14 protein-coding genes are annotated in these 12854 nt (G+C 55.4%); 8 read left to right on the top strand and 6 right to left on the bottom strand.

The annotated features are described in order from the left end of the window. Positions 1-42 precede the first annotated feature (42 nt). Both AC27FC_RS06060 and sodC read left to right on the top strand, forming a co-directional pair. Positions 43-939: an aldo/keto reductase gene (locus AC27FC_RS06060; RefSeq protein WP_032657749.1), complete on the top strand. Its 897-nt coding sequence runs from the start codon at positions 43-45 to the stop codon at positions 937-939. An 81-nt stretch (positions 940-1020) separates the two neighbouring features. Further along, positions 1021-1539, top strand: coding sequence for a superoxide dismutase [Cu-Zn] SodC (gene sodC, locus AC27FC_RS06055; protein ID WP_045887807.1), 519 nt, complete (start codon positions 1021-1023; stop codon positions 1537-1539). On the opposite strand, the gene AC27FC_RS06050 is transcribed toward sodC, so the two are convergent. The 3 genes from AC27FC_RS06050 to AC27FC_RS06040 are packed head-to-tail and all read right to left on the bottom strand — an operon-like array spanning position 1518 to position 4650. Further along, a complete protein-coding gene (locus AC27FC_RS06050) occupies positions 1518-3551 on the bottom strand; it encodes an FUSC family protein (protein WP_094935198.1) in 2034 nt (677 codons plus the stop codon). The genes sodC and AC27FC_RS06050 overlap by 22 nt on opposite strands. Continuing rightward, positions 3551-4411 (bottom strand): efflux RND transporter periplasmic adaptor subunit, encoded by an 861-nt coding sequence (locus AC27FC_RS06045; protein WP_058840751.1) that lies wholly within the window; start codon positions 4409-4411, stop codon positions 3551-3553. The genes AC27FC_RS06050 and AC27FC_RS06045 overlap by 1 nt, the downstream gene beginning before the upstream one ends. 2 nt (positions 4412-4413) lie before the next feature. Further along, complete coding sequence (locus AC27FC_RS06040; protein WP_032657739.1) at positions 4414-4650, bottom strand: DUF1656 domain-containing protein; 237 nt, start codon at positions 4648-4650, stop codon at positions 4414-4416. A 186-nt stretch (positions 4651-4836) separates the two neighbouring features. On the opposite strand from AC27FC_RS06040, the gene slyA reads away from it, so the two are divergent. Then, the gene (gene slyA / locus AC27FC_RS06035; protein ID WP_033145325.1) at positions 4837-5277 is read left to right on the top strand and encodes a transcriptional regulator SlyA; all 441 of its coding nucleotides are present in this window, start codon (positions 4837-4839) and stop codon (positions 5275-5277) included. 35 nt (positions 5278-5312) lie between these two features. Here slyA and AC27FC_RS06030 read toward each other — a convergent pair whose 3' ends face one another. Together AC27FC_RS06030 and slyB are read right to left on the bottom strand one after the other, a co-directional pair. Next, complete coding sequence (locus AC27FC_RS06030) at positions 5313-6674, bottom strand: sensor domain-containing diguanylate cyclase (RefSeq protein ID WP_094935200.1); 1362 nt, start codon at positions 6672-6674, stop codon at positions 5313-5315. Positions 6675-6873: 199 nt separating this feature from the next. Then, positions 6874-7341 (bottom strand): outer membrane lipoprotein SlyB, encoded by a 468-nt coding sequence (gene slyB, locus AC27FC_RS06025; protein ID WP_023311367.1) that lies wholly within the window; start codon positions 7339-7341, stop codon positions 6874-6876. A 255-nt stretch (positions 7342-7596) separates the two neighbouring features. Between slyB and anmK the strand changes: the two genes are divergently transcribed. The 5 genes from anmK to pdxY all read left to right on the top strand — a co-directional run bounded on the left by anmK (position 7597) and on the right by pdxY (position 12179). Beyond that, positions 7597-8721 (top strand): anhydro-N-acetylmuramic acid kinase, encoded by a 1125-nt coding sequence (anmK, locus tag AC27FC_RS06020; protein WP_087822440.1) that lies wholly within the window; start codon positions 7597-7599, stop codon positions 8719-8721. A 93-nt stretch (positions 8722-8814) separates the two neighbouring features. Next, entirely contained in the window at positions 8815-9138 is a 324-nt protein-coding gene (mliC, locus tag AC27FC_RS06015; RefSeq protein ID WP_023335447.1) for a C-type lysozyme inhibitor, read from the top strand. A gap of 57 nt (positions 9139-9195) precedes the next feature. Beyond that, on the top strand, positions 9196-9852 hold the full coding sequence (pdxH, locus tag AC27FC_RS06010) for a pyridoxamine 5'-phosphate oxidase (protein WP_024909355.1): 657 nt from the start codon (positions 9196-9198) through the stop codon (positions 9850-9852). Between the two features lie 125 nt (positions 9853-9977). Continuing rightward, positions 9978-11252 carry a tyrosine--tRNA ligase gene (gene tyrS, locus AC27FC_RS06005; protein WP_094935201.1) on the top strand — a complete coding sequence of 425 codons (1275 nt, stop codon included), beginning with the start codon at positions 9978-9980 and terminating at the stop codon, positions 11250-11252. 66 nt (positions 11253-11318) lie between these two features. Further along, on the top strand, positions 11319-12179 hold the full coding sequence (gene pdxY, locus AC27FC_RS06000; protein ID WP_094935207.1) for a pyridoxal kinase PdxY: 861 nt from the start codon (positions 11319-11321) through the stop codon (positions 12177-12179). 60 nt (positions 12180-12239) lie between these two features. Here pdxY and gstA read toward each other — a convergent pair whose 3' ends face one another. Beyond that, positions 12240-12845, bottom strand: coding sequence for a glutathione transferase GstA (gstA, locus tag AC27FC_RS05995; protein WP_048977464.1), 606 nt, complete (start codon positions 12843-12845; stop codon positions 12240-12242). Between the last annotated feature and the right edge of the window lie 9 nt (positions 12846-12854).

The raw sequence follows: 12854 nt of genomic DNA, 5'->3' as shown, positions 1-12854 counted from the left end.
AATTGCGTATACTCATGACATTACGTCCTTGAGGAAAATGTTATGGTTCAGCGAATTACCCTTGCCCCCCAGGGGCCAGAATTCTCCCGTTTTGTGATGGGCTACTGGCGCCTGATGGACTGGAATATGTCCCCCCTCCAGCTGGCGAGCTTTATTGAAGAGCACCTCGATTTAGGCATCACCACGGTTGATCATGCGGATATTTACGGTGGCTACCAGTGCGAGGCCGCGTTCGGCGAGGCGCTTAAGCTTGTTCCGGCCCTGCGCGACCGCATGGAGATCGTCACGAAGTGTGGGATTGCCACCACGGCAAAACCTGAACATGCCCTCGGTCATTACATCACCGACAGCGCGCATATCATCAAGAGCGCCGAGCAGTCGCTGGTCAATCTGGCGACCGATCGTATCGATCTGCTGTTAATCCACCGCCCCGACCCGCTGATGGATGCCGATGAGGTGGCGGAAGCCTTCCTGAACCTGCACCAGAGTGGGAAAGTGCGTCACTTCGGCGTGTCAAACTTTACCCCGGCACAGTTTGCGCTGCTTCAGTCTCGTCTGCCGTTCACCCTCGCCACCAACCAGGTTGAGATCTCCCCGGTACACCAGCCGCTGCTGCTGGATGGCACGCTCGATCAGCTGCAGCAGCTGCGCATTCGCCCGATGGCGTGGTCCTGCCTGGGGGGCGGACGTTTGTTTAATGATGAGGAATTCCAGCCGCTGCGCAACGAGCTTGAAACCATCGCCCGCGAACTGAACGCGGAGAGCATCGAGCAGGTGGTTTACGCGTGGATCCTTCGCCTGCCGTCAAAACCGCTGCCCATTATCGGCTCCGGCAAAATAGAACGTGTGCGTTCTGCACTGGCTGCTGAAGAGCTGCAGATGACCCGTCAGCAGTGGTTCCGCATCCGTAAGGCCGCGCTGGGTTACGACGTACCATAAAGCGCCTGAAGGTGACTTTCCGGTGAAATCTTTGCCCCTGGTATACACTTAAGGGGCAAAAAATAACCCGCGGAGGTCACTATGAAGCGTTTTGCTCTGGCACTGGTCACGCTGGTTGTTTGCGCAGGGGCGCAGGCAGCCAGTGACGAAGTGGAAATGAATCTCGTCACCCCACAGGGTGTGGGTCAGTCCATCGGAACGGTGAAAATCACTGAAACCGATAAAGGACTGGAGTTTGCCCCCAACCTCAAAGCCCTCCCTCCCGGTGAACATGGTTTCCATGTTCACGCCAAGGGCAGCTGTCAGCCCGCTTTAAAAGAAGGTAAACCGTCTGCGGCGGAAGCGGCAGGAGGGCACCTCGATCCGCAGCATTCCGGCAAGCATGAAGGCCCGGATGGAATGGGGCATTTAGGCGATCTGCCTGTGCTGGTGGTGAATAACGACGGTAAAGCCACCGATCCTGTTGTCGCGCCGCGACTGAAAAAGCTGGATGAGGTGAAAGGCAAGGCGCTGATGATCCATGTCGGCGGCGACAATATGTCCGATCGGCCTAAACCGCTTGGCGGCGGCGGAGCACGCTATGCGTGCGGCGTGATCTGATCCCCAATCGTTCCCGGTGGCGGTGCCTGTTCCAGCTGCGACAGCGAGCAGTGCAGGCGCCAGATTATTGAGGCCAAATCACGGGCTGCGGGCAGATGATGCTGTGCCAGCGTATCGCAGATCCGCTGCAGTTCATTCAGCGTGGCTTCCAGCGGCCTCTGCTGGACACCGCGCTCGCTCATTACATCGCGCAGCAGGGAGATGCAAACATCACGAACCTGCGACAGCGGATCGGAACGCGTTTCCCACGCGCGCAGCTGCCAGACCACGTGCGAGCAGTTCAACAGCACCACGCCCCAGCGCAGCAGCCAGCGCCGGGACAGCGCGTCCTGGCTGTTATTCAGCTGGCTGACGTGATGATAGACCAGCGACTCATATTCGTTTTCGCTCAGATGCGGTTTACGGCTGAGCTGATCGACAAACCCTCTGCGTAGCTCCCGGATATGCCTGCGGCTCTTGCGTGCATCGGAGCCGGGACGTAACACCGCGAAAGCCAGCCACGCCAGCCCCACGCCCAGGATCTTCGCCAGGTTGTCATTGAGAAAATCGGCGTAATCATAAACAGGTGGATTCGTCACGGAGATAAACGAGCCCATAAAGACAATCAGCTGTCCCCAGAGGCCCGCCAGCTTAGGCATTTGCAGCTTCAGAAGCTGCATGGTGGTCAACAAGGGAAACAGGAACAGCAGGAACTGCCACAGATCGCTTATCTGCACCATCAGGCCAAACTTCACCACGAAGCTGAACAGCGACAGCAGCACCAGCGTGCGCAGCAGGAGCGTAAGCGAGTTGAACGGCGAGGCCGCGACGGAATAAAGCACGCAGCTGATGGCGGCAAGCGTCAGGGCCGCCGTACCGGACTCCCACTGCGTGGTAATACTCCACGCCCCCACCAGCATCAGCGCACAGAAGGTGCGAAAACCGCCCCACAGCGCTTCAAGATAGTCGGTATGGCGCGCAAGTGCCGGGCTGCCGGGGACGTTGAACTCCGTCAATGGTGTCGCGTTTTCGACGGCCGTAATCCAGCGGCTGCTGCGCAGGTACAGCCGACAAAAGTAATTCAGGCGCTGCCAGAAGGCGCGATGGCGGTAGTCGTACTCATCAACCGGGGCGAGCGGGGCGATAATCCGCGCTACGGTGTAAATGTCCGCATCCGGGCGCGCAAGGGCCGCGAGCAGCGTTTCAATCACGGCTCGGGTATTTTCAGGCGGCGTCGGCCAGTTGAGCAGCATCCGGCGCAGGCTGGAGATGGCGCTGGTCATGCGCAGCTGCTGGTGCAGCAGATAGTTAAGAAGTGTGTTCTGGCGGCGAAAGCGGTAGTGGCTCCAGAACGCCTGAATGCGCAGCAGATTCATCGTCAGGATCTGCCCGATCACCTTTTCATGCGCGAGGCGGATATCGTCGCTGGTATCCGGTTGCCACAGCAGACTCGCGTGTTCCAGCAACCGGGTGTGCATGGTTTTGAGCGCAGTGATGAGCGCGGTGCCGTCGGATGTGCTGGGAAGGATCATCATCATAAAGCCGCCGCTGAGGATCCCGACAATCACTTCACAGACGCGCGCCTGCGCAATATCCCACAGCTCGGTGGTGTCGAGCACGTTAACCACCGGAAAGGCGATGATGGCGGCGGTATAGCCCGCCAGCTGAAACGCGTAGGCAACGTTATTGGTAAAATGGGCGCAGGCCCAGGTACAGCACCCCAGCCATGCGGCCATGCTCAGCAGGAACAGCCACGGATCGTTCAGCGTATGGCCAGCGATAATTAGCGCCGCGGTGGCGCCGAGCAGGCTGCCTGCGATGCGGCCAAGACTTTTACTGATCACTCCGCCTACTGTCGGAAAACTGACTACCGCCGCAGACGTCATCGCCCAGTAGGGCTCATCCAGGTTAAGGTAATAAGCCACAGTCAGCGCAAGACACATGGCAATGCCGTTACGCAGCGCGTAGCGCCACTGGGGACGCGTTGCTTTCATCCACGGCGTGTTTTGCCAGGAGAGACCCTGCAGCTTCATCACCGGTTTCCGATGGAGACAGTGCAGGTTGTGCCGGACACCAGGGTAATGTCCTCCGGCAAGCGGTCAAACTCCACGCGAACCGGAACGCGCTGGGCCAGACGCACCCAGGGAACGTTCGGCTTTATGTCCGGCACCAGGCCTGAATCCGTTTCAACACTCTGATCGTAAATGGCGCGGCCAATGCTGGACACGTGACCCTGTAACTTTTGAGAGCCGCTGTAAAGCGTTATTGCGGCTGGCGAACCCTCGCGAATATGCCGAAGCTTGGTCTCTTCGAAATAGCCCACGACGTAGAAGGAGTGGCTGTCGACGAGGGCGAATATCGGTTGTCCCGTGGTGGCATAATTCCCCACGCGGGCCGAGAGGTTGGTCACCCATCCATCAACAGGTGCCGTAATCACGGTTTGGGTCAGTTGCCACTGCGCCTGCTTCAGCGTCGCCTCCGCCACGTTGACGCTAGCCTGCATCGCCTTAACGTTGATATTGGCGGTGTCTAAATCTTCCGCTGAGATGTAGTTTTGCGACAGGTGGCGGCGGCGGTTGGCCTCGTTGTTGGCCTTTGCCAGATCCGACTGGGCTTTTGCCAGCTGCGCCTGGGCGTTCAGGATCGCAATGTGGTACGGGGTGTCGTCGATGCGGAATAAAATGTCTCCCTTTTTGACGAACTGGTTATCCTTAACCAACAGGGTCGTAATACTTCCCGATACCTGAGGGGTAATGCTGACCTGCTCGGCGCGGACTTTGCCATCACGCGTCCAGGGCGACTGCATATAAAAATTCCACATCCACCAGCCCGCAACCAGCGCGAGGGCAAGGACCAACAGGGTGGAAAAGTACTTTAGCGTTTTCAGGGACATATTCACCACACAGTCAAAACGGCAAGGCCCAGGCATACAGAAAGGGCAAACAGGGAAAGATCCATCAGCATGGGATGCCAGATTTCGCCGGAGTACATCCAGTCGCGAAGCAGGCGATGCGCGATGAGCCAGAGGATAAAGCCCACCAGAACGGCCTTAAACAGAGGAGGAAAGTAGACTGACGCACCGAAGATCAGGTCCTGAAGGGGTAAACCCTCTGAGCGATGAAAAAACGTCACGGGCAGAAATCCTTTGCAGTGAACAGAATGCCGCGTTGGCTTGTCTTAGTATGATGAAGCATCACAATTCAGTGTAAGTCATACTTTTAAGTTCGATGAATGCAGTATTGCATTTGTTTTGGCAATACAAATGCTGCACACTATTCTAAAATCAGTATAATAACTTAGCAAGCTAATTATAAGGAGATGAAATTGGAATCGCCATTAGGTTCTGATCTGGCAAGGTTGGTACGCGTCTGGCGTGCTCTGATTGACCATCGCCTGAAACCTCTGGAACTCACACAGACGCATTGGGTCACGCTGCACAACATTCATCAGCTGCCGCCCGAACAGTCGCAAATTCAACTGGCAAAAGCGATAGGGATTGAGCAACCGTCGCTGGTGCGCACGCTTGACCAGCTGGAAGAGAAGGGGTTGATCTCGCGGCAAACCTGCGCCAGCGATCGTCGCGCCAAGCGGATTAAACTCACCGAGAAAGCGGCGCCTATCATCACGGAAATGGAAGCCGTGATCACTAAGACGCGCGGTGAAATCCTGTCAGGCGTTTCACCGGCGGAGCTGGAAATGCTCATTAGCCTCATTGGGCGCCTTGAGCAAAACATCCATGAGCTACAGTCGCGCGACTGACAAACAACAAGGCCTTGCAGCAGCAAGGCCTTTTTTTACTTAAAGGCGACCACGCGGTTACGGCCCGTCTCCTTCGCTTCATACATCGCTTTGTCGGCATTTTCCACGCACGTTTCTGCGGCTAATGCGGGTGACGTTGCCGTAAATACCCCCATGCTGATGGTGATTGGCTCCGGTAGTTGACCGCCGCTGCTGGCGTTATCGAAGCTGCTCAGATTTAACCGTATGCGTTCCGCCACCTGATACGCCGCGTCTGATGAGGTGTTGGCCAGCATCAGAACAAACTCCTCACCACCGATACGGGCCGCGATGTCCTGGGGGCGCACGGAATCCATCAGTAGATTAGCAACAAACTGCAGGACCTTGTCGCCCTGAAGATGCCCGTAGGTGTCGTTGATGCGTTTGAAGCGATCGAGATCGCTGACGATGACGGAAACCGGACGGCTGGGTTTGGCGATATCCAGCGCCTGCTTTAATGTTTCATAAAAATAACTGCGGTTATACAGGCGCGTCAGCGGGTCGCGAATGGAGTTCTGGTAAGACTGCTGATACTTAACGTGCGAGTCGCGATACAGCCTGAAAACATCGTAGAGCAGAACAAAAATGATCATCAGCGTGGCGACGGTTTCAAATAAGCGAGCGCGATACCAGGAGACATCTTCAACATGTCCACCCACTAACAGCATTGAGAGCGTGACGATATAGCAGACGCACAGAAAATTACCGCCCACCCAGAATAAGTTGCGTATGCGCGTAATAAACATCAGCGTGGCTAATGTGACCACCCAGAGTGCAATCAATGCAATATTAATAAAGTGGCTCCAGAGAACCATAAACTCACGGGTTTCATTATCCACAAGATCAATGGATAAAAAGGAAGAATGACTGGAATACATCCAGGCCAACCCTACAGTAAAAGCGGTAAAGAGAAACTCGCCGCTCACAATAGCAATATGCGCCAGCCGCGAAAGGGGACAATTGCGCGTGGTATAAAGTATTGCCGAAACGATTATTAGCACCGCCATTAAGAGATGGCGGAACATATAGAAGATCATCGCATCGTTGTAGTTCACCGCGTTGAACTGATAGAGGTCCAGCCAGGCGGGAAAGCTGCACAGCGTTCCGACCATCAGCGATGCCGACCCGGCAAAGGCAAAAGCAAGCGATACCAGATACAACCGTTTTCGGTCACACCAGTATTTCATTGCCATAAAGCAGGCAATAAACAGGTCAAACACCAGTAAAAAAATGGTGAGCGTAGGGAACAAGTGAGACGAAAAGGTAGGAACCCATTCGGCAATTTTTGAAAACAGGGCGTGTAATATGCCGATAACAGCAATACAACCTAGACAGAACGAGATATAACGGCCCTTTACAGAACGGCGATTCGCAAACATATATGGTTTTAATAACTTTATAATGAATTAAGGTGAGGGTATTGCGAAGAGTGTAATCAATTAGCACGCTAAATACTTTGCGCAGAAACAATATATGGCGTGGTTAATTATGGGTAGGGTGAATGTATTTTGTAAATATATTTGTGGGAGTGATAAATAATGTAAATGGATGTGGCCTGATGACCACATCCATTTTTAATTAACGTGGAGAAACGGTCACCTGACTTCCGTTGCTTGCCAGAACAACGCGCTGGCCTGCAGAGAAGCGAGTGCTGCCTTGTTTCTGCACAACCATGATCGTGCTGCCGTCGTCTTTACGAATTTCCAGCTCTACGCCCTGGGTTTTGTTCATCGCACCCTGAACGCCCTGGCCGGCTACGCCACCCGCAACGGCACCTGCGGCCGTTGCCAGAGAACGGCCAGTGCCGCCGCCGACGGTATTACCGAGGAAACCACCCAGCACGGCACCGCCGATTGCGCCCATCACGTTGCTTTCATCACCACCCTGGATCTGTACAGGGCGTGCGTTAACAACGGTACCGTAAGTCACGTTCTGAACCTGTTTCGCTTCAGAAGCGCTGTAAACGTCGCCAGAAAGTGAACTGTCATTCACACAGCCAGCCAGAGTTAAACCAATCAGCGAAACGCCCAGTACACGTAAAATCATTTGAATCTCCTGTTCACCAAAAACGCCCGATTGGGGGCATCCGTTATGGCTAAATTATATGGCATAAGGAGCCATAGTTCATATCTTTGCACTAACAATAAGAAAATTGTACTTGAATTTGACTTAACGAGACATAAACAGGATCCGCCCGTGTTACCCGTCTGACATTGTTAAAAAATATTATCGCCGGATGGCAAAGCTGCGCCGTTTATGGTTGAGTGGATATCCTTAGCCCACGCAACGTAAGGAAAGCGCATGAAATCGGGTCGCTACATTGGTGTGATGTCAGGCACCAGTCTGGATGGGGTAGATGTCGTTCTGGCCGCCATTGACGAAAACATGGTGGCGCAGCAGGCGAGCCTGACCTGGCCAATCCCCATTTCACTGAAAGAGGATATTCTGAGTATCTGTCAGGGGCAGCAGCTGACCCTCTCCCAGCTTGGACAGCTTGATGTTCGCCTGGGGGCGCTGTTTGCGGATGCGGTGCAGGCTTTGATGCAAAAAGAACATCTTCGCCCGCAGGATGTGGTGGCCATCGGCTGTCACGGACAAACGGTCTGGCATGAGCCCGGCGGAGATGCCCCGCATACCCTGCAAATCGGCGATAACAACCAGATTGTGGCGAAAACGGGCGTGACGGTGGTTGGCGATTTCCGTCGTCGCGATATCGCCCTTGGCGGGCAGGGTGCGCCGCTGGTACCCGCGTTCCATCAGGCGTTACTGGCGCACCCTACAGAACGTCGCATGGTGCTCAATATTGGTGGGATTGCCAACCTGTCGATGCTCATCCCGGGACAGCCCGTCCGCGGCTACGATACCGGCCCGGGCAATATGTTAATGGATGCCTGGATCTGGCGGCAGTGCGGACAACCGTATGATAAAAACGCGGAGTGGGCGAGCGGGGGAAAAGTGATTATTCCGCTGCTGCAGTCGATGCTGAGCGATCCTTATTTTGCCCTGCCGGCCCCTAAGAGCACGGGGCGTGAATACTTCAACCTGGGCTGGCTTGAGCGTCAGCTGGCGCCATTCCCGGCGCTCGCGCCGCAGGATGTCCAGGCGACGCTTGCCGAGCTGACGGCCGTGTCGATCTCCGAACAGGTTCTGCTCAGCGGCGGATGTGAACGCCTACTGGTGTGCGGCGGAGGAAGCCGAAACCCGCTGGTGATGGCGCGTCTTGCGGGGCTACTGTCGGGTACCGAAGTGACCACGACCGACGAGGCAGGCATCAGCGGGGATGATATGGAGGCGCTGGCCTTCGCCTGGCTTGCCTGGCGCACCATTGCCGGACTGCCGGGCAACTTGCCGTCGGTGACCGGCGCGCGTGAGGCGAGCGTCCTCGGGGCGATTTTCCCGGCAAATCCTCGTCATAATCAGAGTTAACTGAAATTCAGCGCGGCGCGTCATCGTTAGAATGGAACGAAACAGGAGGGCAGCCATGCCCTTCAGGACCAGGAAAGTCTTCGGAATACGCCCATGAAAAAACTTCTTCTTATTGCCGCGCCTTTATTGCTGTCAGGATGCAGCGTCTATAACCAGCTTCTTGAGCGCATGCAGACCGATACGCTGGAGTATCGCTGCGATGAAAAACCGCTGACCGTCAAGCTGAATAACCCACGCCAGGAAGCCAGTTTTGTTTATGACAATAAACTGCTGACGCTGAAGCAGGGCATGTCGGCCTCCGGCGCGCGTTATACCGACGGTATCTACGTCTTCTGGTCAAAAGGCGACAGCGCCACGGTCTACAAACGCGACCGCATTGTGCTGAACAATTGCCAGCTCGAAAATCCGAAGCGTTGAGATTTTTACAGGGGCGGCGCACAATAGCGCCACCCACTCTCAATGTCAGCTAACGCCATGTCAGATAACGACGAACTGCAGCAAATTGCGCATCTGCGCCGTGAATACACTAAAGGCGGCCTGCGTCGCCAGGATCTTCCCGCTGAGCCCCTCGTGCTTTTTGAACGCTGGCTGAAACAGGCCTGCGAAGCGAAACTCGCCGACCCAACCGCCATGGTTGTCGCGACTGTGGATGAAAACGGTCAACCTTATCAGCGCATCGTATTGCTCAAGCATTATGACGAGAAAGGGCTGGTGTTCTATACCAACCTCGGTAGCCGTAAGGCGCACCATTTAGAAAACAATCCGCGTATCAGCCTGCTGTTTCCCTGGCACATGCTGGAACGTCAGGTAATGGTCACCGGCAAGGCGGAACGTCTCTCGACGCTGGAAGTGGTGAAGTATTTCCACAGCCGCCCGCGCGACAGCCAGATTGGCGCCTGGGTATCAAAACAGTCCAGCCGAATTTCCGCCCGCGGCGTGCTGGAAAGTAAATTCCTGGAGCTGAAACAGAAGTTCCAGCAGGGTGAAATTCCTTTGCCAAGCTTCTGGGGCGGTTTCCGCATCCCGATTGAGCAGATGGAGTTCTGGCAGGGGGGCGAACATCGCCTGCACGACCGCTTTTTATACCAGCGCGAGAATGGCGGCTGGAAAATCGACAGACTGGCACCGTAATCCCCGAAATTTGTTGATTTAAGCGCTAGCGCACACCGCGCTTGCGCTTTATTCTATTGTCCTTTCGCATCAGGCGAAAAGTCGTGTACCGGCAAAGGTGCAGTCGTTTATACATGGAGAATTTGATGGCAAGCAGTAACTTGATTAAACAATTGCAAGAGCGGGGCCTCGTGGCCCAGGTGACGGACGAGGAAGCGTTAGCAGAGCGACTGGCGCAAGGCCCGATCGCGCTCTATTGCGGCTTCGATCCCACCGCTGACAGCTTGCATTTGGGGCATCTTGTTCCATTGTTATGCCTGAAACGCTTCCAGATGGCGGGCCATAAGCCTGTTGCGCTGGTGGGCGGCGCGACCGGTCTGATTGGTGACCCAAGCTTTAAAGCCGCTGAGCGTAAACTGAATACCGAGGATACCGTGCAGGAGTGGGTGGATAAGATCCGCAAACAGGTTGCACCGTTCCTCGACTTCAACACTGGTGATAACTCTGCCATTGCCGCGAACAACTACGACTGGTTTGGCAGCATGAACGTGCTGACCTTCCTGCGCGACATCGGCAAGCACTTCTCCGTTAACCAGATGATTAACAAAGAAGCCGTGAAGCAGCGTCTGAACCGTGACGACCAGGGGATCTCCTTTACCGAGTTCTCCTACAACCTGCTGCAGGGTTATGACTTTGCCTGCCTGAACAAGCTGCACGGCGTTTCCCTGCAGATTGGTGGTTCCGATCAGTGGGGTAACATCACCTCCGGTATCGACCTGACCCGTCGTCTGCACCAGAACCAGGTCTTCGGTCTGACCGTTCCGCTGATCACCAAAGCAGACGGCACCAAATTTGGGAAGACAGAAGGCGGCGCGGTATGGCTCGATCCGAAGAAAACCAGCCCGTACAAATTCTACCAGTTCTGGATCAACACGGCGGATGCCGATGTTTACCGCTTCCTGAAGTTCTTCACCTTTATGGACATCGAAGACATCAACGCGCTGGAAGAAGAAGACAAAAACAGCGGTAAAGCACCGCGCGCCCAGTATGTGCTGGCGGACGAAGTGACCAAACTGGTTCACGGTGAAGAAGGTCTGGCCGCGGCAAAACGTATTACCGCAAGCCTGTTCAACGGTACCCTGAGCGATCTGAGCGAAGCGGACTTCGAACAGCTGGCGCAGGACGGCGTGCCAATGGTTGAGATGGAAAAAGGGGCTGACCTGATGCAGGCGCTGGTGGACTCTGAGCTCCAGCCTTCGCGCGGTCAGGCGCGTAAAACTATCGCCTCTAACGCTATCACCATCAACGGCGAGAAACAGGCTGACCCGGAATACACCTTCGTTGACGGTGACCGTCTGTATGGTCGCTACACGCTGCTGCGTCGCGGTAAGAAAAACTACTGCCTTGTCTGCTGGAAATAATTAACAGTCTCCAGGGGCGTGGGAAACCACGCCCCTTTTGTTTTTTCAGGGTTTGGTAAGAAAAAAATGAAGAACATCCTCGCCATTCAGTCCCACGTTGTTTTTGGACACGCAGGCAATAGCGCCGCGGAATTCCCGATGCGTCGCCTCGGCGTCAACGTCTGGCCCCTTAATACCGTGCAGTTCTCTAACCACACGCAATACGGCAAATGGACCGGCTGCGTAATGCCACCTTCGCACCTCACCGAGGTTGTGCAGGGGATTGCCGATATCGACCAGCTTAAACGCTGTGACGCCGTGCTGAGCGGCTACCTCGGCTCAGCGGAGCAGGGGGAGCATATCCTCGGCATCGTACGTCAGGTGAAAGCCGCAAACCCGGCGGCAAAATACTTCTGCGACCCCGTCATGGGCCATCCGGAGAAAGGCTGTATCGTGGCGCCAGGCGTCGCAGAGTTTCACGTCCGCCACGCGCTGCCCGCCAGCGATATCATTGCGCCAAACCTGGTCGAGCTCGAAATTCTCTGCGAGCGTCCGGTTAACAGCGTAGAAGAGGCGGTAAGCGCGTCTCGCGAACTGATCGCTCAGGGGCCTGAGGTGGTGCTGGTAAAACATCTCTCCCGCGCAGGGCTGAGTCAGGACCGTTTTGAGATGCTTCTGGTGACGAAAGATGACGCCTGGCATATTAGCCGTCCGCTGGTGGATTTCGGCCTGCGCCAGCCGGTTGGGGTCGGAGATGTTACGAGTGGTCTGCTGCTGGTGAAATTACTGCAGGGGGCGACGATACGTGACTCGCTGGAACACGTTACCGCGGCGGTGTACGAAATCATGATTGCGACGAAAGAGATGCAGGAATATGAACTGCAGGTGGTTGCGGCACAGGATCGTATCGCGAAGCCGGAGCACTATTTCAGCGCAACCCGGTTATAGCCGGCCAAAACGTGTAGACCGGGTAAGCGTTAGCGCCACCCGGCAACACAGGCAGCTCGGTTAATTCAACCCTTCCGCTTTCAGCGCCGCAGCCACTGCAGGACGCTCTGCCACGCGTTTCATATACGATGCGATATGGTCTAACCCTTCCAGGTTCAGCTTAACCGCGCGCGCCCAGCGCAGCACGGTAAACAGATACGCATCGGCAATCGTGAAGCGCGAACCACAAATCCACTGTTCGTCTTTCAGCGATTCGTTAACGTACTGCAGCTTTTTCTCAAGAAGCGCACGCAGGGTTGGTTTGAACTCCTCTGGCGTATCCGGGCGGAACAACGGCGTAAATCCTTTGTGCAGCTCGGTTGCAATGTAGTTCAGCCATTCCAGCGTCTTATAGCGAGAAATGGTACTCACCGGTGCCAGCAGCTGGCGATCGGGTACGCTATCGGCCAGGAACTGCATAATCGCGACGCCTTCGGTCAGCAGAGTACCGTCATCCAGCAAGAGCGCCGGAACTTGTCCCTTGGGGTTAATGGCAAGAAAATCATCGCCATTTTCCAGACGCTTTTTCATCAGATCAACGCCATCCAGCGTGAAATCTTTGCCGCTCTCGCGCAGGGTGATATGGGAAGCAAGAGAGCACGCGCCCGGTTTGTAGAACAGTTTCATCGGTAACTC

The organism is Enterobacter sp. C3_dUdeg, assembly GCF_057536195.1.
Note: the sequence above shows the minus strand (reverse complement) of the source record. Positions and strands in the feature narration are given on the sequence as shown.